This window comes from Chitinophagales bacterium (assembly GCA_016787225.1).
In the GTDB taxonomy this organism is placed as follows: Bacteria; Bacteroidota; Bacteroidia; order Chitinophagales; family JADJOU01; genus CHPMRC01.
This window is the reverse complement of record JAEUUY010000008.1, coordinates 74,034-99,077: the sequence shown is the minus strand read 5'-3', so window position 1 is coordinate 99,077 and position 25,044 is coordinate 74,034. Positions and strand designations below refer to the sequence as shown.

The 25,044-nt window shown below is 37.4% G+C and carries 10 protein-coding genes and 1 tRNA gene; 5 read left to right on the top strand and 6 right to left on the bottom strand.

Annotation, left to right across the window (positions count from 1 at the left end; genetic code table 11):
• Positions 1-21 precede the first annotated feature (21 nt).
• From JNL75_02365 to JNL75_02345, 5 genes are all read left to right on the top strand, one after another.
• On the top strand, positions 22-2,229 hold the full coding sequence (locus JNL75_02365; protein ID MBL7788660.1) for a TonB-dependent receptor: 2,208 nt from the start codon (positions 22-24) through the stop codon (positions 2,227-2,229).
• A 367-nt stretch (positions 2,230-2,596) separates the two neighbouring features.
• Positions 2,597-4,066 carry a PD40 domain-containing protein gene (locus JNL75_02360; GenBank protein ID MBL7788659.1) on the top strand — a complete coding sequence of 490 codons (1,470 nt, stop codon included), beginning with the start codon at positions 2,597-2,599 and terminating at the stop codon, positions 4,064-4,066.
• Between the two features lie 24 nt (positions 4,067-4,090).
• Positions 4,091-6,127 carry an OmpA family protein gene (locus JNL75_02355; GenBank protein MBL7788658.1) on the top strand — a complete coding sequence of 679 codons (2,037 nt, stop codon included), beginning with the start codon at positions 4,091-4,093 and terminating at the stop codon, positions 6,125-6,127.
• Between the two features lie 37 nt (positions 6,128-6,164).
• A complete protein-coding gene (locus tag JNL75_02350) occupies positions 6,165-7,427 on the top strand; it encodes an adenylosuccinate synthase (protein MBL7788657.1) in 1,263 nt (420 codons plus the stop codon).
• A 13-nt stretch (positions 7,428-7,440) separates the two neighbouring features.
• A complete protein-coding gene (locus JNL75_02345; protein MBL7788656.1) occupies positions 7,441-8,325 on the top strand; it encodes a bifunctional 5,10-methylenetetrahydrofolate dehydrogenase/5,10-methenyltetrahydrofolate cyclohydrolase in 885 nt (294 codons plus the stop codon).
• Here the strand turns inward: JNL75_02345 and JNL75_02340 are convergent.
• The 6 genes from JNL75_02340 to JNL75_02315 form a co-directional block, all read right to left on the bottom strand.
• Positions 8,322-8,903 carry a radical SAM protein gene (locus JNL75_02340; GenBank protein ID MBL7788655.1) on the bottom strand — a complete coding sequence of 194 codons (582 nt, stop codon included), beginning with the start codon at positions 8,901-8,903 and terminating at the stop codon, positions 8,322-8,324. The genes JNL75_02345 and JNL75_02340 overlap by 4 nt on opposite strands.
• Before the next feature lie 26 nt (positions 8,904-8,929).
• Entirely contained in the window at positions 8,930-11,383 is a 2,454-nt protein-coding gene (ccsA, locus tag JNL75_02335) for a cytochrome c biogenesis protein CcsA (protein ID MBL7788654.1), read from the bottom strand.
• 115 nt (positions 11,384-11,498) lie between these two features.
• Positions 11,499-12,665 (bottom strand): arginase family protein, encoded by a 1,167-nt coding sequence (locus JNL75_02330; GenBank protein MBL7788653.1) that lies wholly within the window; start codon positions 12,663-12,665, stop codon positions 11,499-11,501.
• Positions 12,666-12,780: 115 nt separating this feature from the next.
• A tRNA-Leu gene (locus tag JNL75_02325) sits at positions 12,781-12,864 on the bottom strand.
• A 364-nt stretch (positions 12,865-13,228) separates the two neighbouring features.
• Complete coding sequence (locus JNL75_02320; protein ID MBL7788652.1) at positions 13,229-20,815, bottom strand: T9SS type A sorting domain-containing protein; 7,587 nt, start codon at positions 20,813-20,815, stop codon at positions 13,229-13,231.
• A 34-nt stretch (positions 20,816-20,849) separates the two neighbouring features.
• Positions 20,850-24,995 carry a T9SS type A sorting domain-containing protein gene (locus JNL75_02315; GenBank protein ID MBL7788651.1) on the bottom strand — a complete coding sequence of 1,382 codons (4,146 nt, stop codon included), beginning with the start codon at positions 24,993-24,995 and terminating at the stop codon, positions 20,850-20,852.
• Positions 24,996-25,044 lie beyond the last annotated feature (49 nt).

Sequence of the window (25,044 nt, the reverse complement as noted above, 5' to 3'; positions counted from 1 at the left end):
TGCATTTAATTTATATTTAAAATGAAAAAAACAATTATTTATATATCAACCCTATTTATATCCTTGCAGTCCATTGCACAGGAATCAAAACAAATCAAAGAAATCGTCATATCGGGTGCAAAAAAAGAAACTGAAAAACAGGAAATTTCACAAACCATAGACATTGTAACAAAAAAGGAATTGAGATTTAATTCTGCCGGAAACACAGGTGATGCTCTTCAGAATACGGGTATGATAACCGTACAGCAAAGCCAGAATGGCGGCGGAAGTCCTATTATTCGAGGCTTTGAAGCTAATAGAATCGGAATAGTGGTAGATGGTGTCCGTATGAATACCGCTATTTTTAGAGGTGGTCATCTTCAGAACGTTTTACGTGTGGACAATGGACAGCTAGAACGTTTAGAAGTATTCTATGGCGCAGGTTCTACCTTATACGGTAGTGATGCTTTAGGTGGAGTTTTAAATTTTATGACTCTGAAACCAAAGATAGGAAAAGGTTTTAGTGGAGACGCCTTTGTACGATACGCAAGTGCTCAGAATGAAAAAACAGGTGGATTTACCCTTAACTATGGTCGTGAGAAATGGGCTTCACTTACGAGCTTTACATATACCGATTTCGGTAATGTCATTGCTGGCAATATTCGTGACCCTCGCTACGGAAACTGGGGAAAGAGGATCTATTATGCCGAGCGAATCAATGGAGTAGATGTCATGACGCTTAATCCGAATCCTAATGAACAAGTAGGCTCTGCGTATTCACAATACAATATTTTGCAAAAGTTTTTATTTCAACCCAATGCTAATACCAATCACTTGATAAATTTTCAATATTCAAACTCTAGCGACGTCAATAGGTATGACAGACTTACAGAAAAAACGAATAATCGCATTATAGATGCCAATCCTGTTAGCAATAGATTTACCAGTGCAGAATGGTATTATGGCCCTGAAGCCCGATTGATGGCAGCCTATACACTCTCTCACAATGGAAATTTTATTTTTTCTGACAATTTTCGATTGACAGCGGCCTACCAAAACTATAAGGAAAGCAGAAATACACGAAATTTCGGTAACAATAACCTTCGATCGCAAATGGAAAACGTAGATGTAGCTTCTATCAATTTTGATTTATATAAAATGATAAATCAACATCAACTGACCTATGGTATAGAGTTAAATAATAACTGGGTAGCTAGCTCGGTCAAAAGATTTAATATCGTTACCGGAGCCAGTAGTTATGCATCTTCCCGCTATCCCGATGGTGGGTCACGCACTGGAAGCTATGCCGCATACATTCAAGACATCTGGCAGGTATCTAAGGATGTAGCATATATCAATCTTGGGGCGAGATATTCGTACAATACGATAGCATCAACCGTCACCGATACGAATCGAAAGTATGGGTCATTTGATATCTCAAATCATGGATACTCTTTCAATGCAGGTTTAAGCCTTATGCCGACCAAAAAGAATAAAATTGCTTTAAACTTTAGTACAGGATATCGCACGCCAAATCTTGATGATGTCACTAAAGTTTTTGATAATGTATCGTGGATTCAGGTCAATGATCCTAATGTCAAACCTGAATTGAGTATGAATTATGAAATTAATTCAATGAATAAATTAACAGAGAATTGTTCCATAGAATTTGGAGGATATTATACACGTGTGCAAGACTACATTGTCAATGAAGCGACAACAGTCAATGGTCAGAGCACCGAAACAATCAATGGGGTGAAATATACCTACCAGCGATTGGGCAATGCGGCTACAGCTAATTTATTAGGGGCTTATGGAGCTTTTAAATTTGCACCACATAAAAACTGGGAGCTAAACGGTAATGTCAACTTTACTTATGGAAGATTTCGAGCGAATAATGCTGCTAAAGAGCAACCCTTAGACCATATTCCTCCAATGTCAGGAAGATTTGCTTTAAAATATATTTTAGAGAAAGGACAAGTTGAGTTATCCATGCTTATGAATGGAGCTAAAAATTCAGAAGATTATGCTACGACAGGTGAGGATAATATCGACAAATCGGCTGACCCTGTCAATGGATATACTCCTGCTTGGCAAATTTTAAATTTAAGAACGTCGTATGATATTCATAAAAATATAACCTTGCAGGCCGCTTTAGAGAATATATTCGACACTCATTATAGAGTTTTTGCTTCTGGAATATCTTCACCCGGCAGAAATCTCAGACTAACACTAAGAGCTAGCTTCTAAGCTTTTAGTGCGAATAATTTAGATTTAGTTAATAATAGAAGCCTCTTCCTGTGAACAACAGGGGGAGGCTTTTTAATGTCAACTCAAAATCAAATACATATAATTAGGTATAGCACTTATACCGTAAGCGTATTAGTAATAGTCCAATGTCGCATGGCTCATTGCACTAAACAAATACAGCTACGGCATTTACCATAGCAAGGTTTTAAAATGGGTTGGACCATTTTAAAACCGCTATTGGTATTAGAGTAGTAAATAAATAAAATTATTATGCATACATAAAATAAAATTTGTTTATTTTTGTAATGCATTTTGTATAATTAATTATTCAAAAAAATCAATTATATCTTTATATTAACCTAGCAGTATGAGCAAAATTTATAGTGGAAAATATTTATATATCATAGTTTTTACTTGTCTAAACTTATTTGGATATTCACAACCTCAAATCTATCAAACTGGATTCTCCAATCAAGAAAGACAAGAGGTAATTGAAAACATAAGCAAATTAGAGCCACTATTTCAGCGTGACCCGACCAAAGAAATGGCGATTCAACTAGCAGATGCCTTTCTATATATCAAGCGATTCAAAAAAGCAATTTCATATTATGAATATGCCTTGGAGATAGGACCACTAAACGAAAAAGAAATGGCAAACTACTTTGCTGCCTTGTTTGAATTTGGTGACTTAAACGCAGCTCTTAGCGTTTCAAAAGAATTCTACACCAAATTCGGTAAAATGCATTTGAAGGCCAAAATGGATAGTTTAGAAAAACTTAGCAAAGCAAAACCCGTAATTGTAGAAAATTATTTAGCCATGAATTCAAAGAATAATGAATATGGGTTATATCCACTTTTCGCAGACTATAGAATTCTAAATAGTGACTACCGACCAGATCAGCGAGATATAACTGTAGCGAGTAAATATATGAACCCATACGCAGTAAGTCTGAGGGTAGAACAAGATGAAAACTCCAAGTTCTACACACTTATAAATAATGACAAATTCTTGTACACAATTACACATTTTGACCCTGTAGATAGAAGAGTATACATTACCCAGAATACAGCAATTCGATTCAATCTAAACAACATATTAAATAGTGGTACCACAATGAAAATATATACGGCTAAAATTGATGCCTTATTTAAACTTGGACCTTTAGAAGAATTTAAGTATAATAGTCCTACGCATTCTGTGGGACACGCTTGTGTATCTAATGATGGTCAAACATTATATTTTGTATCGGACATGCCGGGGGGATTTGGTGGAACTGATATTTATCGTTGTATGAAGTTAGAAGATGGCACATGGGGAGCACCAATTAACCTTGGCAAAGAGGTTAACTCCAATGGAGACGAAATGTTTCCATACATAAATCCACGTGGAAATACACTTTATTTTTCTACATCTGGAAATTCAATTTTTGGGGGTCTAGATTTGGTAAAATCAAGCAGATCTAGAGCTAATGTTTTTAGTAAGCCTACTAATTTAGGAGCACCTTTCAATAGTAATAAAGATGATTTTGCTATCATATTTACTGACGAAAATGGTGAAGAAGGATTTTTTAGTTCAAGTAGATTAGATGGTTTGGGTGGTGTTGATATTTATAAATTCAAAACAGAGGGTAAACCAAAATCGACAAAAACGAATTCTAATACAGATAATCCTAACCGGAAAGTAACAACTATAAAAGCTAATACAGGGACCCAAGAGGAAGAAGAAAACAATCAGGATGACTCTGTAGATTTCTCTCAAAAGAAAAAAGTAGAAGACAATAAGAATTTGGCACCTACAAGTAGCGAAGAGGACAATATCGATTTTAGAAAAAAATAAATTAGTTTATAAAATACCTACATAATGAGAATTTTTTTATTTAGCTTATCAATACTTTTAGTACAAGCAGTCTGTCATTCACAATTGGAGAATAGAAAAGGTGAGTTTGGATTAGAAAAAATAAAGCATAATAATACTATCCTAAATCTAGAACCGGTTTATCAGAGAAATCCCTCACGCCCTGTAGCTTTAGATTTAGCCGATGCCTTTTGCTATATTCAAAAATATGAGAAAGCCCTGATGTATTATGAAACAGCCTTATTAGAAGGTCCTTTAAGTGAAAAACATATATTGAATTATTTTTCCTGTCTCTATGAAAACGGGGATATAGATTTAGCTAGAACCATAGCCAATGAATATTTAACCAGATTTAAAAAGTCTGACTTGATAGCTAAAATGGATACCGCAGAAAAGATGAAAATGGCAGATCCAGTATATTTTGAAAAAAGTGTGCACTTTAACTCTGTAAATAATGAGTATGGTGGTATAACCTATTTTGACAATTTTAAATTTGTCAATAGTGATTTCACCTATGACCGAAAAGCTACAAAAAAGTCGTTCGCTCCTTATGTAATTGATTACATGGATACAGGAAGAGGAAGACCAAGGTATATAAGCATTGGACCTAAATTGCCAAATGAATATGATGTAATTTCACACTATGATCAGGTAGAAGACAAAGTTTATATTACGAGAACAATTGTAGACCCAAATGGTAACAAAATATCAAGAATAATTATTGGTAGCCTAAATGATAATTTTCAATTGATAAATGTGACAGAGTTCCCATATAACAATCCTTTGTTTTCTGTAGGTCAAGCCTGTGTAACCCAAGATGGAGAAATGCTCTATTTTGTATCTGATAAACCAGGAGGTCAAGGTGGTGCTGATATTTATAGATGTATGAAATTAGAAGATGGTACCTGGGGATATCCCATTAATTTAGGGAATAAAGTTAATACCGCTGGAGACGAACTTTACCCATATATCAATCCTCAAGGTACTACTTTATATTTTGCTTCAACTGGTCACTCCATTATGGGTGGCTTGGATCTAAACAAATCAGAAAAGACAAGGTCTCACGCATTCAAAAAACCCATTAACCTTGGGCCTCCATTTAATAGTCATGATGACGACTATGCCCTCACATTCAGTGATGATTATGGCACGGAAGGATTTTTCTCTTCGAATAGAACTAGTGATGGCAAAGGAGGGGACGATGTATATTCATTTAGTTATGAAAATAATAAAGTATGTAAGGATCCTGTTAAGAACTTTAAGATAATAGTCGTAGATAAAAAAACGAGGGAGAGAATCCCAAATACCGATCTTAAAATGACTGTCAAGCTAGATGGTAGGGTCTATCAAGATATCTCGGATGAGAATGGGGAAATTCATTTATTGGTAGAAGGCTGTAATGACTTTGATGTAGAAGCGACTCATGATTTCTATCTTAATAACTTATTCTACTACGACGGATTCAAAAAAACAGTTGTAATAGAGCTATACAAAAAAGAATTGGACAACATTATAGGTATTGATAAGATAAATTATGAAGTTGCCAAGTATGAAATCCCCACTTCTGCTGTACCCCAACTGACCAAACTAGCAACATTACTAAAGAAGAATAGAGATATTAAAATCGAGTTAAGCTCACACACAGACTGTAGAGGTGAAAGTGCAGCTAATCAAGAACTCTCACAAAAGCGCTCTGAGCATATTGTTAAATTTTTAACCAACAATGGAGTTTATGCTAATCAAATGGTAGCTAAGGGTTATGGCGAGACCAAATTGATCAATGAATGTGTGGATGGTGTAAATTGCACTGAAGAACAACATGAAAAAAATAGACGTACAGAGTTTAAAATTTTGGAAATAATGGGTAAAGGACGTGTAAATCCTAATGACCCTCCAGCAGATTTTAAGGCAAAGGAACCAGAGCCCAAACAAGAAGAGATAACCCAGCCAGCTGTAGAGACTGCTCCGCCTGCAAAAGAATCCATTAATAATCAGCAACCTGTGAAGAATCAACAGGGTGTGAAAAGTCTAGAAGTAGAATAAATTTTTATTAGCTTAGATTTACACCTTAATACCAATTATGAGTGTAGATGTACTTCTCGGCCTCCAATGGGGCGATGAGGGCAAGGGTAAAATCGTTGATTTCCTGGCGCCTAAATATGATTTTATAGCACGATATCAAGGTGGACCAAATGCAGGCCATACAATTTATCTCAATGGAGATAAATTTGTATTGCACACGATTCCTTCGGGCATTTTTCATGATAAAATCGGAAACATTATAGGCAATGGAGTAGTTATCAACCCAATTACATTATTAGGAGAAATAAAGACCTTAGAGGCAGCGGGTGTCGATATCATTTCAAAACTATTTATTGCTAAAAAGGCTAGCTTAATTCTTCCCACTCATATAGAGCTAGATAAGGCTTCAGAACAAAAAAGAGGTGATGCTAAAATAGGTAGTACCCTTCGTGGTATCTCACCAGCTTATATGGATAGAACTGGTCGTAATGCACTGAAAATTGGAGAAATCTTCTCTTCAAATTTTAAAGAAAAATATATAACTCTTAGGGATAAACACCTAGAAATGATAGCCTCTATGGGTTGCCAAGCTGATTTATCTAAGGAAAACGAATGGTTACAAAGCCTCGAAGATTTAAAGAAGTATTCCTTTATCGACTGCGAACAATATGTCAATGCTAGGTTAAATGAAGGAAAAAAAATATTGGCAGAAGGTGCACAAGGTGCTATGCTAGACATAGATTATGGCACTTACCCATTCGTCACCTCATCGAATACTATTACTGGCGGTGTATGCGCTGGTCTCGGTGTAGCTCCACAAAAAATTAAGGAAGTATATGGTATAACCAAAGCTTATTGTACCAGAGTAGGTTCTGGTCCATTTCCTACAGAATTACATGACGAAATAGGTGAAAAGCTACGTAAAGAAGGAGGGGAATTCGGAGCTACTACAGGTCGTCCAAGACGCTGTGGATGGATAGATTTCGTTGCGCTTCGCTACGCCTGTATGCTCAATGGTGTGACCAAATTATGTATCACCAAGATCGATGTACTTAATAATTTTGAAAGCATTGGATATTGTGACCAATATGAAACTTCCTCAGGACCTACCAAGGAGATGCCCTCATATCTCACTGAGGATATTAAACCAAAACTAGAATTTGTAAATGGTTGGAATACTAATATTGAAATAGGTAACCAATTCTCAACATTAAATGACAATGTCAAAGACTATGTTACTTTGCTAGAGAGAAAAATTGGGGTAAAAGCCAATCTAGTTTCTGTAGGACCTGGAAGAGAAGAGTTGTTTGAATTAGCTTAAAAATTTTGAAGATATGCAAATTCTAAATGGACAAGAATTATCTAAAAAGATAAAGAACGAAATCAAGGCAGAAGTAGACGAGCTAATCAGCCAAGGACATAGACCTCCACATCTCGTGGCAATACTTGTAGGTGATGATGGAGCTAGTCAGACTTATGTCAATAATAAAATCAGAAGCTGCAAGGAATGTGGTTTTAAGTCTTCTGAAATTAGGAAAGATGCCTCTTTGTCCGAGAATGAGCTAATAGCAATTATTGAAGACCTCAATAAAGATGAATCAGTAGATGGTTTTATTATTCAACTCCCCCTGCCAAAGCATATCGATGAAAACAAAATTTTATTAAAGATAAAACCTGAGAAGGATGTAGATGGATTTACACCTCACAGTATTGGGCTTATGACCTTAGGACTTGATGGCTTTAAGCCTGCTACTCCGTTTGGCATTATAAAAATGCTGGAAAGATATCATATCGACACCAAGGGCAAGCATTGTATAGTTATTGGGCGAAGCAATATTGTAGGAAAGCCCATTGGAATTATGCTAGGACAGAATAGCCAAGTAGGTAATTGTACCGTTACTATCTTAAATTCTCATACTAAAAACATTGAAAATTATACCCGCGAAGCAGATATCCTCATCGTGGCTATAGGTAAACCCAAAATGGTAACCGCTGATATGGTGAAAGAGGGAGCTGTTGTTATTGATGTGGGAATAACACGTGTAGCTGATGATTCTGAAAAGGGTTTTCACCTCGAAGGAGATGTTGATTACGATAGCGTAGCCCCGAAATGCTCATATATCACTCCTGTGCCTGGTGGAGTAGGTCCTATGACAGTGACCATGTTATTATTCAATACGCTGCAAGCTAGGAAGAAAACTTTAACACAGACCTCCTAGTCTATACCTAGATATTTATGTGTCTGCAATGAGAGATTCCATCTGGGATTTTCTTTCACAAATTGAATACATAGTGGTTCCATTTCTGTTCGAACCTCCCATTCAGGTTGAATAAACAATCGAGTATTCGCAGATAATTTTGGTTCAAATTCGAGAGCCCATCTCAAATCATTTTTATGAGCTACGATTACTTTTAGTTCATTAGAACACTGTAAATATTCTTCTATAGGTTTCTTAAACCGCTTTGGTGAAAAGGTGATCCAATCCCATATCCCCGTTAATTCATTCGTTCCTGAGGTTTCTATATGGGTGCGTTTGCCCATACTTTTTATCATAGAAGTTAACGCTTCCAGATGATATAAGGTGGGTTCACCACCAGTGATAACCACAATAGATGCTGGACAATTTTCTAACCAAGTCTTTATTTCTTCTATAGAAAAAGAGGAATGATTTGTCTCATCCCAGCTTTCTTTGACATCGCACCAGGTACAGCCTACATCACATCCAGCCAGACGAATAAAATAAGCCGCATGCCCCGACCAATAACCTTCGCCTTGTAAGGTATAAAAATGCTCCATGACAGGATACTTCATTTCTAATAGCTTTACTTCTTAAATTTTCTTCGATACATCATACTCATGAGGGTACCTATCACCATCAAGATACAACCTAGCCATAGTATTTGTATATATGGAAATTCTAATACTTTCAATATGATCCAATCATTCGTAGCAGCACTATCTTGAACTGCAAAATGAAACTCTTGCAATTCTGGCACGATAGTAGCAATGTTAATTTTCAATTGACCATCTTTAGAAATCGCTATAGGATTCTCCATGCTGCGGCTCTTCAAACTCAGTTTGTAAAAAACCTCCATAGGCTCTTCGGCACCATTGAGTTCGCATATTCTCAGCGATGCCTTCGCTTCGATATGCTCTTTTGAATTAGATTCACTAGAGGTCACTTTGTCTAAAACTACAAATCGATTCCCGGTATAAAATGTATCTTTTATCTTCACCTTTTTTATGCTTGCCTTGTCTTTGGTCTCGGTGTCATCAGGCACTGAGCTTACATGAGAAAATATATCTTTATTCCAGAAATTTTTAATCCCAGGTTCTGGATTTAATCTATTGTTCTCCCCTTCTTTGATAATTTTAGCTTCTGGATAGATTACAAAGGAGTCAGATAAATCTTTTTGTGACTGAAATAATACTTTATACTTCTCTCCTTTGAATACATTTGACTTTTCTATATAGGTTACCCAATATTTCCCCATAGCCTCTCGCTTATTCTTCATTAATAGCGTATTGCTAGACTGTTCTTCCATACTGAATTCTTTTCCCAAATCAAATCCGGCTTTATTAAGAGAAATAGCTTGTTTCTGATATTGTGAAATGAGAGCTCCTATAACTAGCAATCCGAAGCCAATATGTGCAATGCTCCCACCCCAGTATAGCTTGTTTGAATTTCTCAATTGTGAAACAATATAATAAATAGACCAAGCTATCATTGTTAGACTCGATAGAAACAAGAGCAAATACGTTGAGATAAATTTAACAGTCAATTTATAAGATTTAACTTCAAGCACATACTCTTGAAAAGGCAATATATCGCATAGATACAAATGGACACCTGTGATTACGAAACAACCGAGAAAAACAATTCCTAAAACCTTTATCTTTTTCAATCCTTTAGTGACTTTATATTGTAGCCATAAGGAGAAAGCCATCAGAGCACAAACTATTGTCGTAAACCAGATTTGAATACTATTATAATGCTCATTGGCATTGACAGGTGGTGCTAGTTTTTCCTTAAAATCAAACAACTTATTCCACACAGGAATAGATGTCGTAAAACTTACTTGTATAGCAGAAACTACGATAAAAAGTACCCCTAAAAACATCCAAAATTCTCTACTCTTGGTATGTTCTTCTTCTTTGATATCGGGGATTCGAGACCAATTAAAGGCAAGGAGTAAAAATACAGGAATAAGCAATAAGGCTAGGAAAACGAGTAGCTGACCTGTCATCCCTAAATCAGTAAACGAATGAACTGAACTATCCCCTAAAATGCCACTTCGTGTGAGAAAGGTAGAGTATAATACAAAGCCAAATCCCAAGACCAATAAAATATAACTTGCCTTAAGGCTATGGCCTGTAGCTTTATAAATTAATAAGGTATGCAAGCCTGCGACTAAAAATAACCAAGGCACTAAACTAGCATTCTCTACCGGATCCCATGCCCAGAAGCCCCCAAAGCTCAATGCTTCATAAGCCCAGCGACCTCCCATAAGTATGCCCGCTCCCAAAGCTGCTACTGAAAATAAGGTCCAACTATTGACTTCTTTTGTCCAGCCAATATAGTCTTTTTTCAAAAGCGATGCCAAGGCAAAAGAAAAGGGAATCGATGCGCTCGCAAATCCCAGAAATAAAACTGGAGGATGAATAACCATCCAATAATTCTGCAATAAAATATTTAAACCATTTCCATCTTTTATTAAAGATAGATAATTAGGGTTACTCAGTATGGGAATATTCATTTCATCGCGCAATAAAATGAAAGGATTCATACCTATTAACTTTCCAAAAACATCAACTCCTAATATCATAGTAAGAAGTAAAACCTGAATAAACATAAGTATCGCAAGCGCACCGACCTTAATTTCAGTTGTTTTTCTCATTAAAAAATAGCCCAATATTGCCTGCCACAGCAGCCATAGGATGAAACTACCCTCCTGCCCTTCCCACATAGCGGAGAGGATATAATACCACGGCAAATCTTTCGAAGAATGTCTCCATACATAATGATATTCAAAATATTGTCCTTTGAATAAAAAGATTAAAAGGAAGAAAATCCCTAAGACAGAAATTAAGTGAATCCAAAAAAATATGCGAACTTGTCTCAAGTCTGTCTCAAACCTTTCCTTGCTTAAATAATACTTCATACCTAGCAAAAAAGTAAACAATGCGGATACAAATGCTAGTATAATCAGCAACTCTCCTAGATGTCCGAAAAACAAGTTCTCGTTTAAATAAAAATTATTTGAAAATTCTCTCACAAAATATTTTTTTCAATAAAAAATGGTAACAGATGGACTTAAGTATACCTCTGTCTAATCCTCTGCAAATCTAACATCTTTCACAGAAGTATATACTCTAAAAAGAATAAAATGATTATGACATTTTCTTTGCTACTAGGTTGAATACCCATTTGGACATTTCTCCATGAGCACTAGACTCGTAGTCTGCTTTGCTGCATGGGAAAAAACGATCCTGGGCACTTTCTCCGAGGGGCAATTCTACCCACCAGTTTCCGGACAATTTACTCTGCCAGAAGTGAAACGGTTTAGACTCAAATTCGGAATGCTCAATCATAAATACGTTAAAATTGTCAAACTGGTCAGCTATTTCAGGTGATTCATCCGTACGATAAGTAAATCCTTCTAGAAAATACCAAAGACTATGAGCAACCATTTGGGTTGTCAAATGTCTAATATCAAATTGAGGATTGACTTCATAAATAGCGATAGATTTCACTTTGGTACTCATACCACATAACCTTGTGATTTGACATAGCTCATCTGATTGAAAACCATTCGGTGACTGCATGCTCCTACCAGGTGCATCACTTTGTTTTACTGCTGAGATATCTATACTTACCATATCTGCCATTTGAAATATATGACCCCATTGTGGTATGGCGTATCTCAGTTGGCCTAGTCGTATAGACTCATACGACATAGAATCGATGACATCTAGTACATTATAATTCGTAAAATATGACTGATAGCCAAACATAGTCAAATGAAACAACTGAGGATGACTACTAGCCAACAAATGCTGTATAAAACCATCAGAAGTTATCGTTTCTTGCGATTTTAGCAAGTCTATTCGTTCATCTACTATAGCCACAGAGGCTTCTTCAATGATGCTGCTCAAACTCGTAAATTGAGATATCGTCAAATCTTGACTACCTCCGATGATAATAACTGGTATATTGTTCTTATAAATATAACTTAAAACGGCCTCCAACTTGTCATAAGTATCATTGACTTCTTCTGCGTCCAATATATTTCCTAAATCTAGCAATTTAGGCATAGGATTCGTAATATTTAATCTATAAAAATCTTTACGGATCTCATCTGGAGCCATGTCGCAACTAAGATTCTTAAATCCAGCAGCTCTAGCTTCTTTTACACCTAGTATAGCTATGTCATAGTCAGTAAAGTCATAGATATCGTCTTCTAAAAACTTTACATGATAGCCAATCTCATACTGATGATAGTTTTTCTCATCACTGATATAAGCCAAGTCAGGCATTTCCAAATATTGCGAAAGCATATACAAAGTTATGTTTATCCCAATTTTTAGCCTTATTTAATCATAACATTTCACCTTTAAGTGAATACAAAAACGAACACAAAAAAGCCTTCTCGATTTGAGAAGGCTTTAGTTGTACCCGCGACTGGAATCGAACCAGCACTTCCTTGCGAAAACCAGATTTTGAGTCTAGCGCGTCTACCAATTCCGCCACACGGGCAGGCTTGCCTTGCCTACGGCAGGTACTTAAATATTGGAGTGCAAATATAGAAAATTATTTAGTTTAAGATTCCATTTTCTTTTAGCCAATTTTTACCTTGAGTTGATTTAAAAAATATTTCTCTTTGTCTTGCCTCTTTCCAATTTTCATTAGACTATTACTAATACCGTAAGCGTATTAGTAATAGTCTAATATCGCATGGCTCATTGCACTAAACAAATACAGCTACGGCACTTACCATAGCAAGGTTTTAAAATGGGTTGAACCATTTTAAAACCGCTATTGGTATCAGATTCCATTTTCTTTTAATAAAAAACGGCTACCAAATATAAGTAGCCGTTCTCTTTTTAAAATTGATTGATGATTACTTTACAACCTGTAGTTTTCTCACTATCGATTCATAATCGTTCGACAACTCAATGAGATATTCACCATTAGAAAACTTAGCCGTTTCTAATTTGACATTCACTTCATTACCTATCACTTTGATATCATCATTAAATACTAACTGACCCAATATGTTTCTAATAGACAATCGATAACTTCCATTAGGCAGACCTACACCTAAAATTTGTGTTTGATCTCGTGCAGGGTTAGGATAAATGTAAATATCTGAAGCTTTGAAATCTTGACCGGCAATACCTAAGGTAGAGCATCTGTAGCTTCGTTTCTTGATCGCAACCGTTTTAGACGAGAATCCACAAGAATTATAAGCTTTAAGCGTGACTAAGAAACTACCCTCCTGTTCGTAGACATGTAATGGGTTCTCAATAGAAGAAGTTTTACCGTCTCCAAATGACCACAGATAGGTAATTGCATTTCTAGAATCATTTTTCAACACTATGGACATACACGTATCGCCACCAAGAGAGTCAATATACTCGACCCTAAAGTCAGCCACAGGCAGGTCATCAATGCGAACATAAGCTGCTTTCGTAGCCGAACCACATTCATTGGTTAATGACACGGAATATGTACCCGTCTTATCGGCTAAGACCATATTTGCTTTAGAACCTGTCACTGCAGACCCAGCAGGTCCAGTCCATGTAAGATTGGTATACGTAGTCGTGGATGTAGCCTGTAAATTTACTTTTTTACAACCAAACGTATCTTTTAATAAATCTATAGCCTCGGTTGGACGTACTTTCAGCGTAATACGAATACTATCTCGGAAGTTATAGCATGCATTATCTACGGTGAGATAGTAAACTCCTGACTTGTCAGCAATAAAGGTAGAACCAGTAGCCAAACTACCATCAGGTTTTTTCCAAGAATAAGTATAGGTATCACCAGCAGGTGGTGTAGGTCCTGTGAGTAAGTGAGTAATATCACATTTGACAACATCAGCTCCTAAATCAAATACAGGAACTACTTTAAATCCTATCTGAACCGAATCTACAAAATCACAGCCGAATGTCTTATCCGTCACCGTCAAATAGTACATGCCAGGTGCTGATACGGCTATAGATCTAGTCGTAGCGGTAGTACTCCATTTGTAGAAGAGGTTTCCAGTGGGTCCATTTATCGTATAGCTACTGCCACAAGCCAATACATTAGGACCTAAATCAAACGTAGGTTTTGGTTGTAGGTTAGCTTGAACCGTATCTGTACTTCTGCACTTTGTAACAGGATCAAACCCAGTCGCCCAATACTTCCCAGACTTATTAATGACTGGAACTGGTGCTGGACCACCCCATGTGTAAGTAAGGTTTGATGGCATATTCGTCGCTAATGCTTGTAAATCAGCAGTGCCGCCACAGAATACACGATCATTTCCTAGAGAAAATACAGGCAATTCATGCCGTATCACATTAATAGTATCCTTAGCCGTACAGAAGTTTTGAGTATTATAAGCAGTAGCAATATAAGTACCAGGATTCAAGATACTAATACTAACTCCAGCCTGATTATCACTCCATGTCACCACATTATTCGCTGGGCTGAGACCAGTAGAAAGTGTGTGAGGGGTGAAGCGACAGAAACTAGTATCTGCTCCCAAAGTAAACTCAGGGGATGGGTCTACTATTGTTTGAGTACTGTCCTTTTCTTCACAACCAAAGGAATTTGTTACGGTCAACTTAAACCAACCAGTAGCCGTAGCTGGTTTGCATTGATTCGTATCATTAGGATCTGCAGATGCCCACTTATAGCGGTATACATCACCTACAGGCGCTGCTGGACCACAGAATTGGAAAATAGGACGCGAACAAACTCGTGCGGTATCCTTTAACTGAAATTTAGGTGAAGGAACAATCTTGATGTCTTTTTTGACGCGCTCCGATTCGCAACCTAATCTTATTAATTTCCAATTAAAGAAGTACTTATAAGCAGTAGCAGCAGTAGGATAATTCTCATCTCCGTAGAAATTAATATCCATAGTCACGCAACCCGCACCTAAGAATATAAATCCAGGTAGTTGTGCTAGAGATGCACCACCACCATATCGTAGTTTATAATCGGTTCCTGGGGGTACTTTAATTTTCACAGGAATCCACTGTCTACCTAACTTAGTAATTCCTGGCGCATTTACCGAAATAATCGTAACTTGTTGTCCACCAACAAATTGAGTTAAAGTCAAGTTTAAAGTAGGACCAGGACTCAAGGTATTGGCGTACACCATGACACTATCTATGAGTATGGTATCTTTAGAAATATTATCAAAAGCTATACCTCCAGCTGCAGCACTATACGTCGGGGCACCATAGGAGAAGTTCGGTGGATAGGTATTACACTCTGCACCATTCCACATCGAATAATAGATATTGGTATCCTTACATACAGAATCCATTTTAAATTCTGGTCCACTAAATATAGGTGTAAAGTCAGTTGCATTCTTATACCACCGCGCATTGGCATATGGAGCATACATTGTGTGAGAAGTACAGACACAGACTGAATCTATAGTATCTGTTGGTTTTTTAGGCATTTCCAGATGTATAATTTCTGTAAAGAAGGTATCATCACAAGTAAACTGCTCTCCCGGTGCCTCTGTCCATGCTTTGACTATATTCGTCCCTACAGTTGACAAATCTACATTAGGCACCAATACTGTTCTGGTCTCATTCGATGCTAAAGTACCTGAAACAGTAAAACTAGTAGGCGTAGCTGTTCCTGCTTGTACTTTTATTGGCAGATTTGTTATACTACTATTACCAATATTCATTACCGTTACCTTTACGGTGGTATTGGCAGTTAAATCACATGCATATTCTGGTGAATCTATTGCTATGACCAAGGCATCTATATTCTGCTTAGGTTTAAATAATAAATCATCGAACATGGTTCTATAAATACGCTTATTACCTAAATTAAACGTCTTAACCTTGAAGTGAATAGCGGTATCTACCGCAGGAGTTACCTCTGTGGTATAGTATCTCCATTTATTCGTTCTAGAATTTTTCACGACGTCATTATTCACTCTATTCAATAAGCGAACCTGATAAACATCAGTAGGTCTCAAGAAGGAATAACCTGCTACGATAGAATCAATAGGCACACTGATACCATTGTCTTTATACCAGAATGAAAATCTATAAGTAACACCACCCGTGACACCATAACCCGGTGGAACGAAGGTTTGTACTGTAGGCATAGGACAGGTACCCGTGGCAGGAGAGATGAAATCCATATCTAGATAGTTCTTATCCAATTTAGATTTTTGACGGAATTCATTACCCACACCAGCATCATCTAATATTTTGACTCGACACTGAGGATATACATCCCAGCACTGTGGAAGTACAGCAGCAAAATTAAACTGTTCATTTAAAAAAGTCTCTCTTAAACCTACTACACAAGACTCGGTACCACGAAATGCTCGCACTTTAAAAGGACCTATGGTGTCAAACTTTGTGCTACAGCTATTCGATAAAATAAGTGCATAATCTTGAAATTTATTGGTCAATAAATAATTAATACCATTGGTAGAATCTACCTTTGTCCAAACTATGCTAGGATGCCATGGGTTTCCATTCGCTGGTGGAAGATTGTAATCCATTAATGTTCTTAACCAAATATGTTTCCATCCATACTTCCATGCATTATCTGCACCCAGTCCGAAATCCAATTCTAGGTTGACACGGTTACCCACACACCACTGCACACCAGCAGGAGATATTTCAGTATCTCCTGGTAGCCATGTTTTGCCATCAGGGTTTACACGGACTCGAAGTGGATCTCTAAACTTAGGTATTTCACTACAGTCATCCATAGGAATAGTGTCTATACAGAAGTAATCCATAACAAAGCGATAAGCTCCATTATTCAACGGACCAGGTACAATAACAATACCAAAGAAATAAGTACCCGTATCATTCGGTGTATAATCTACCCAGTATGTTCGGTATTTTGCTGGTCCATTTTCTAGAATATTCGACTGAAGATTGAGGTGCAAACTGTTTGGTACCATTTTAGAACGAGGGAAACTATCAATCACCTTACCCGATTCATTACCTTTGACGGCGGTTAAGTACAAACTGTCCAAGTCTTGATTTACACTTCCCCACGGGTTTTGTGTCGAAGTTCTATTATCCGTCCATCGCATCGAGATTCGATAGCCTCTACCTTTATATAATCTAACAGCAGGCATGACCAATACTTTCCTATTCGTAGTAGGTGCCAAGGCAGATGTCATGACGACATTATTACCATTATATCCAGCATCAGGGCTCAATTGTGGAGGTGCAGGAGGTCCTGGAGGCGGATTTCGAATAGGAAGGGTCAAACTATGAAGATTTTGAGGATTCGGTTGAGGGTTGGTCGGTGTAAACTGCGGGAAGGCAGCCCAGCAAGTAGGACAATAAGCAAAGGAAGGCACTCTACCAGATATCTCACCTGAATTTTGAGCTGGCATAGGGCTTTGCTGATTCTGGATATTACCTACACCTTCCCAATCTTCACAATAAGGTACAGAATGCGTACCATTTACTAATAAAGAATCTGAGTGGTAAGTTTTGCCATCATACTGACAGGTAGCTACTATTTTATACCACGTATGCGTATCGGTAACCAATACATTCATTACATGATAGTTAGATCTATTGGTGATATGGCATAATGTATCGCTCGGTACTGGTCTGAAAAAGGTATCTTCAACCTTCCAATCGATATCGGAGCGTTTTTTCCAGAACTGATAAGTCATACCATGATAGTCAAAGTTAGAATTATAGTTTGCTTCTTGATAAGAAAGCATAATTGTATCATGTAAACAATACTGGTGGGTTACATTTGATTTGTCATAGGTATTCGCTGCACTCGGCTCTTCTGATCTATCTATAATTCGAGAGGGTGCAAAAGTAGAGCCCTTTACGGGATCTTTACCAGCACAAGACTCCACCTCTTTCAAACCTATTTCATCAAAGCCTACCTCACCGGTTGTAGGTGAACTTTCTCTTAAGTTAATAGCAAAATAATAAATACCATCATCAGGTGGAGTAAAATCAGACCAGAATTTATTGTATTGGTCAAAGCTGAATTTTGTCAATTGCTCACCAAATTTATTTGTCATATCACATGGTGTAGGCTTTGTACCCCAAGTAACATAGAGTGAATCCCAGCAGATATTCGCAGTAGTCTCTCTATGCCAGAAAGAAAATCTATACACCTTACCTCTTTTAAGATCAAAAGCAGGAGTGATGAGTTTCATGTCATTTCTGCGACCAGGAGGCATTTTAGGGTCAACAGGAGCAGGTCCCCAATTAGACATAAATTTATCTGATTTACCACCAGATGCTCTTGACCATATTTGCCCACCAGCATATACTGGATTATAGGTATTACAAACAGGAGAACTCGCTCTCCAGCAGTTAAACAAGATATCTCTACCGAACTGTTGCTGTGCAGTAAAGCTCTCAAACCAAGGTAAATTTTTGATATAGACTAATGGTGTAGATACAGAAGAATCTACTCGACCAGATGGACACCAATAAGTCAATCTTCTGAAATATTGAAAATCAGCCCCAACCACCGCTGTAATACAAGTGTCATTTGAATTATTAGTATTCATATTCGTCCAAGTGATATCATCAGGGGAATATTGCCAGACGAAAGTTGGTGTATCTGTAGTTAAGGGCAAATAGTTATCTAAACACAAACGAACAGTTTCATTGAGGCAAATTTGGTCTACTACGATAGCTCTACCATTTTGTGCTGTAGGATTACCGACCGTGGTATTAGACCAATTCGTAGTATCAGAGAAGGTATTGGCAGAGCAAATTCTTGTCAATCTCCTAAAGAAGGCTCTTCTATCAGCCTGAGTTATAGTTAAATTGGCTGAATTTGCACCCGCTACAATAGTACTAGATACTTTATTTGTAGATCGAAGCCATTGATATGCAAAGGTAGAATTACTCCGCGGTATAGTGCCAGTATAATCGACTATTTTTACAGTGTCATTTAAGACATTTATTGTCATGCTACCTGTACAAGTAGCATTGAATACCGCCTGATATGGGAGAAAAGTACTAGCTACAGTTGATGACCATTTTCTAGCGTACTTATCAGCACAGAGGGCGACAGATTTTCTGTAAGAATTCAATCCATTATTCATACGAAATACTATCGTGGTATCCGTCAATGGAGCCTGATTGTAATCTTCCCAAAAACTGCTGCCATTCTTCAAAACCATCCACTTTTTAACTAAAGGAAAATTACTTGAATCCTTATAATTCAACAACCTCATATAAACAGAATCATTCGTACAGGTTTGGAAACTTCCCTTTAGCTGACCAGTATCTATCTTAAGTTTTACATTAATGTTAAATGTAGAGTCTAAGACATTGGTAGAAGTATTGCAAAATTTAGAATAAAGTTTATAAAAATTATTTGTTCCATTAGTTAATGAAAAAGAATACTTGATAGAATCTGCTGGATCTGTAAAACTAGAGTGCGTTATAGAGTCATTCTGGGAGCGAGTCCATGAAACATGAACACTTTTTCTAGTAAGATTTCTATTAGTATAATCCAATTCTACTACTTCCGCTGCACAGTTTAACACAGGTGAAATAGCTCCTAACTTTACCCACATCGCATAGGTATTGGTATAAACGGAGTCCTTGGATTGATGAGGGCTTGTACACAGTTTTACACTCGATCTATAGAATCTATTAACATTATCTACTTTGACATTGATAAAAGAATCCGTCTTTCCCATAAATGAAAATACCCCAGAAACTTGATTGGAATCAGACCATCTATATTTTAGAAAGTTTCTTAAACTATTATCTAAATTAGTAAGACTTAATCTAGCCGTATCATTCACACAATCTTTATTTGAAATTGTCAGACCAATATTATTCAACCCTATACTTACTGGCTGCACAAATGAAGGAGCAGCTGTAGGGTAACCTGATGGTGGCCCTGTCAGTTTACAAAAACTAACATAGGCTCTATACTGTAAAACATTCGGTGTAAAAGCCACTTTCAGGGTTGATGAATTCCCCCCAATATCATTCCATAATAAACCATTCGTAGCAGATACTTGCCATTTAAAATATTTCGAAAATGCGGTATCAGTTATAGCATTAGGCGGAGCTGCCTTTAACAATAAACTATCATTACCCCCAGCCGTAGCACTACAAAAAATTTGGTCTACGGTGATTGTTCTATTCTGTAAAAAAAGCATAATTGTATCCGAATAGGTATTTCCACTAGGACATACTGATAGACAACGATACATTCTACCTAATATAGTATTGACCAATTGAGTATCTCTTCCCGAATTGGTAGACATGGTTCCCCAACTCAATCCTCCATCATTGGAAGACTGCCAGAAATACTGAGTACCTGCAGTGGTTGTATGATTCACTAACCATAGTTTAGCTCTACCTATATCACATCGGCTCGTATCTACTCTTATATTTCCTCTATTAGGACAGGCATCTGTCGATTGATAGAGCATAACAAGTGTAAGCACTAAAGCTATTCGTTTTGTCAAGTTTAGAATTTTTTTCATACTCAATAGTGTTTAAAAATTAAGGTTGATTAGTTTATTTTATAATAGAAAGTTTTTTAAGTTCCTGGTTGCCTTTCACATCAGATAGTCTAAGAATATAACTACCTGTAGCTAGATCCGACACATCGAGCTTTATCTCGCTATTCAAATCAAATTTATCGCTGACATTTTTCACGATTCTACCGTCCATACTTAGCAGTTCCAAAGTATAGTTTTGCTGATTTGCCTGTGTATACTTCACAGTAAATACATCGGTTGTAGGATTCGGGAATACGGTAATGCCATCTAGTTGAGCTACTTGTATACCCACAGGCTTTTTGCTAAGATCAATAGATTTTGTTATGGTAACGGAAGAGTCACAAGAGTTCTTAACTGTGAGTTTAACGGTATATTGTTTTCTATCTTTATAAATATGAGTAGGATGTTTGTCAGTAGAGGTGCTATCATCACCAAATTCCCAGTAATAACTTACAGCATTCGTGCTTTTATTAGAGAATGAAGCAAAATTACCAGACCAATTCGCAATAAATTCAGGAGTAGGGATAGTGTCAAAGGTCACTCTTACGGCATCAGACTTAGAGCCACAGGCATTAGAGACTTTTACCCAATACGTTCCTGTCTTATCAGCCGTGATACTAAGACCTGTCTCAGTAGTAGACCATAGAACATCAATGCCACTTCCTGGATTTGTAATACTCAGAGTAGTAGGCTCGCAAACTACCATATCACTTGGCAAATCCACATCCGGAACATCTGCAGTATAAATGATATTTTTTGAAACCGTCTTATTGCCGCATGGTCCTGTGACAGTCAGCGTATAGGTATTCGTACCTGGTGTAGGTATAACGGTGATTTTATTGACATTAAATCCATTGCTCCATGCATAGGTCGTCCAACCTGTATTAGCAGTAATAGTTATAGGGTCATTTTTACAGGTCACTATATCATCCCCTAAGTCCAATGGAGGATTAGAGTTAATAGTCACCTTGACAGTATCCATATATGAACATGTGGTATTCACCTGTGTTACAGTTAGTACATAGTCATTTGATTCCGTCACCTTAATATTATTGGTCGTTCCACCATTACTCCATCTATACTCTAGGAGCGGGTCTGCAGCTATACCAAGGGTATAAGGGTTTGTACAGGTAGTCACATCGCTTCCTAAATTTGGTTTAGTCAAACTGGATAGCGCAGCTATCAAGGTATCTGAACTCTTACAACCATAAGGATTCGAAATATCGGTCACCTCTACAAAAATCTTATTGACCCCATTCTGCGAAACTGTACGTGTAGGAAGGCTCGTACCATTATCCCATAAATAGGCATAACTGCCCGGGTTTGGTGCTTTTATAGTGATAGGCGCACTATTGCATGCAAAAGTATCTCTTCCTAAAAATGCATTCGGACTTTGAACGGTGCTTACTATGATGGTGTCTTTGTATCCACAGGATGTATTCGTATTAAATACATCTACAGTGTATTGTCCAGGAGCCTGTACCTCAATCGATGGATCTAAAGAACCTGTGCTCCATGTATGATTGAATCCTTCATTAGAAAAACCAGATTTAAGTTTGACTTTTTTCCCAGAACATATTGTCGTATCATTACCTATATTAAAAATAGGAGATGTACGCACTTGAACTTTTGAAGAATCTGTTGATTTACAACCTTCGGGACTAGTTATTGTTACTTTATAGACCCCAGAATTGGTCACCTGTATCGTTCTTCCTGTACTACCATCATGCCATTTATAGCTAGACCCAGCATTATTAGCATCTAAAAAGACAGTAGGAAATTGACAGAAAAAAGTATCCTTATATAAAGTTTTCAGAGGAGCATTGACACTGCCGAGATAAACAGAGTTCACTGGCACCACTGGACTGGAACAGGCATCGTAGGTGACATCCCAGTCAAAGAAATAATTGTATCGTGGAGGTGTAAAGGTATTCGTATTTCCAGTAATACTAATAACACCAGGTATCATCTGCGGAAAACTAGAAAATCCATTGATAGAAAAAGGCTGACCAGAGGTAGAATTCATAAGCATTCTATAGCCTGTACCTATTGGTAGATCAATATTTAATGGTACAACTACATCTGTATTGGCTGTCAATATGAGGAAGCTAGTCGTTTGTAATACAGCATTTGATGGGCTTCTGATTTCGATAGCTGCTACACCAGCCTGTGTAAATCTTGCCTTGACCGAATTGATGCGAACTCTATTTCTCAATACATTAAACAATAAGCCCTGACCCACCGAACTAAAATCTGTAATAGACGGAGTCAATGCCGTTGGTCCCACCTTACCATTAAAGGTATAGACTGATTTTGCATATCGTATGGAAGAGGCTGTCGGATTATTTACCACGATACTATTTCCAGTAGCAATTTCATTTAATGCACCGGCATCGGTGTACCAGCGAGTCATAAATGGAGGATTGGATGCAGCCGTAAAAGTAGTAAAGTCAGACCCCACACAGACAGTATCGTCTATCGGTGTCAAATTCGGCGGTGTAGGATGACTGATGATAGTCATTACTTGCGTATCATTTCGTTTATTCGTATCCAGGGTATTCTGATGCCATACTCGAATAACTTTAGTACCATTACCTGCTAGATTTGCCTGAGCAGAAAAAGTATAAGCAGCCGTAGCTCCCGGTGCTAAGCTAGCAAAATTCTCGGTAACCGGTGTACCACCATTGACGGAATAACTCACCGTGACAGGATTCATAGTTTTGTGACCTATATTGGTTGCTTTAAAGTTAATATTCGTATTTCCTAGATCACAGCCATCTGCCAGACCTGTTATGGAATCCATTTTGATATCATTGGAGTCGCGGATGATATCAACGAGATATTCTTCCACCTCTCCCCAAAAACTTGCTGAACATGGAGTGGTTGGTGGGGTGCCTCCTAGAGCATCTAAACTCATGCGCATACCTGTAATACCGAGGGGATTAGTTAAAGGTATTTGTAAAGTTTTTTCAACTGTTGCTACTGAACCAGAACCTCCGAAAACAAAACCACCTGTTATAGCCTCAGCCGCGTCAAATGCCCCACTTCTATTTAAATCGATCCAACAAGTAGCAGCTGAATTTGAATTAGGACTGCAACTTTTATTTTTAATCCTTACCTTCAATAGCTCGCCAGCTCTAACTTTTGGGATGGGTAAAGTACGATAGTCCGTATAGGTTTCACAAGTACCTGTTGTATTTGAAGTATTTGTAGTAGAAACTTCTACCGTTTCAATGCTACCCCAATTTGTAGTATTTGTTGAAGCATTAGGATTACAATAGCACAGGTAAAAAGGATTTAAGGTATCGCGAAATACGGGCGTCGTATCTCGCAGAGAGCCACAGGTAGCAATACAGCGTATAAATTCATTAGTAGCTCCATGTGTTCTAGCTAGCATGGTAGTATTATTTCCCGCTACATTAGTGTAACCAGTAGTAGGCGACGTAGTTGATATTTGCCATTGATAGGTGATATTATTCGCTGGGATGTAACCATCTAAATAGTAGAATTTTGTATCCCCATTGCAAGACCCAGAACTACCTATAATGTTCCCAACTTCAGGAGTACCTGTACATGATACCAATTGATAAAATTCAATACTCCCTATAAAGTCAATAAATGGGTTACTAGCACCACTAGCAGTGGGTGAACCCCACCATCCGACACTATCGCCTGTCATCAAATCTACTCCCCCATTCGAACTGGTAGTAACACCTACCGATGGAAAAAATATGGAACTTCTCACATTGTTTGTTGCATCAGTATTCGTGATCCATATTCTATAAGTCGCCCCAGCAGGAATATCTATCGCCAAATTAGATAAGACAGGATATAATGTATTGAAACATTGATTATGCACAAAAGTTCCAGCAGAAGTCCAACCATTCCCTGCATTAATATTACCCGGAGCCGAATTATTAGCTGTATTCTTAAATGAGACTGTGTAGGTATGGTTTTGTGGATTTCTAGTTACACTATTCATTGCGTTAATCCTAAATAATCGGATAGTGTATGAATTATTATTTTTAACCCAAAACTGTATACCATGAGACCCACCACCACCTAGAGAACCACTGGGTGTGAGCGTGGTGGCAACTGTAGTCTGGCACAAAGCCTCACTGCCAAATAGTATACCCAATACTAAAAAGTATAAATGTTTCATAAATAGATATTTTTTACCATTGACAAAGATACGAATAATCTCCATTTTT

Bases quoted from the DNA above. Each gene is read 5' to 3' on its own strand.
- JNL75_02365 (MBL7788660.1), top strand. From the start codon at position 22: ATGAAAAAAACAATTATTTATATATCAACCCTATTTATATCCTTGCAG.
- JNL75_02360 (MBL7788659.1), top strand. From the start codon at position 2,597: ATGAGCAAAATTTATAGTGGAAAATATTTATATATCATAGTTTTTACT.
- JNL75_02355 (MBL7788658.1), top strand. From the start codon at position 4,091: ATGAGAATTTTTTTATTTAGCTTATCAATACTTTTAGTACAAGCAGTC.
- JNL75_02350 (MBL7788657.1), top strand. From the start codon at position 6,165: ATGAGTGTAGATGTACTTCTCGGCCTCCAATGGGGCGATGAGGGCAAG.
- JNL75_02345 (MBL7788656.1), top strand. From the start codon at position 7,441: ATGCAAATTCTAAATGGACAAGAATTATCTAAAAAGATAAAGAACGAA.
- JNL75_02340 (MBL7788655.1), bottom strand. From the start codon at position 8,903: ATGGAGCATTTTTATACCTTACAAGGCGAAGGTTATTGGTCGGGGCAT.
- JNL75_02330 (MBL7788653.1), bottom strand. From the start codon at position 12,665: ATGCTTTCGCAATATTTGGAAATGCCTGACTTGGCTTATATCAGTGAT.
- JNL75_02320 (MBL7788652.1), bottom strand. From the start codon at position 20,815: ATGAAAAAAATTCTAAACTTGACAAAACGAATAGCTTTAGTGCTTACA.
- JNL75_02315 (MBL7788651.1), bottom strand. From the start codon at position 24,995: ATGAAACATTTATACTTTTTAGTATTGGGTATACTATTTGGCAGTGAG.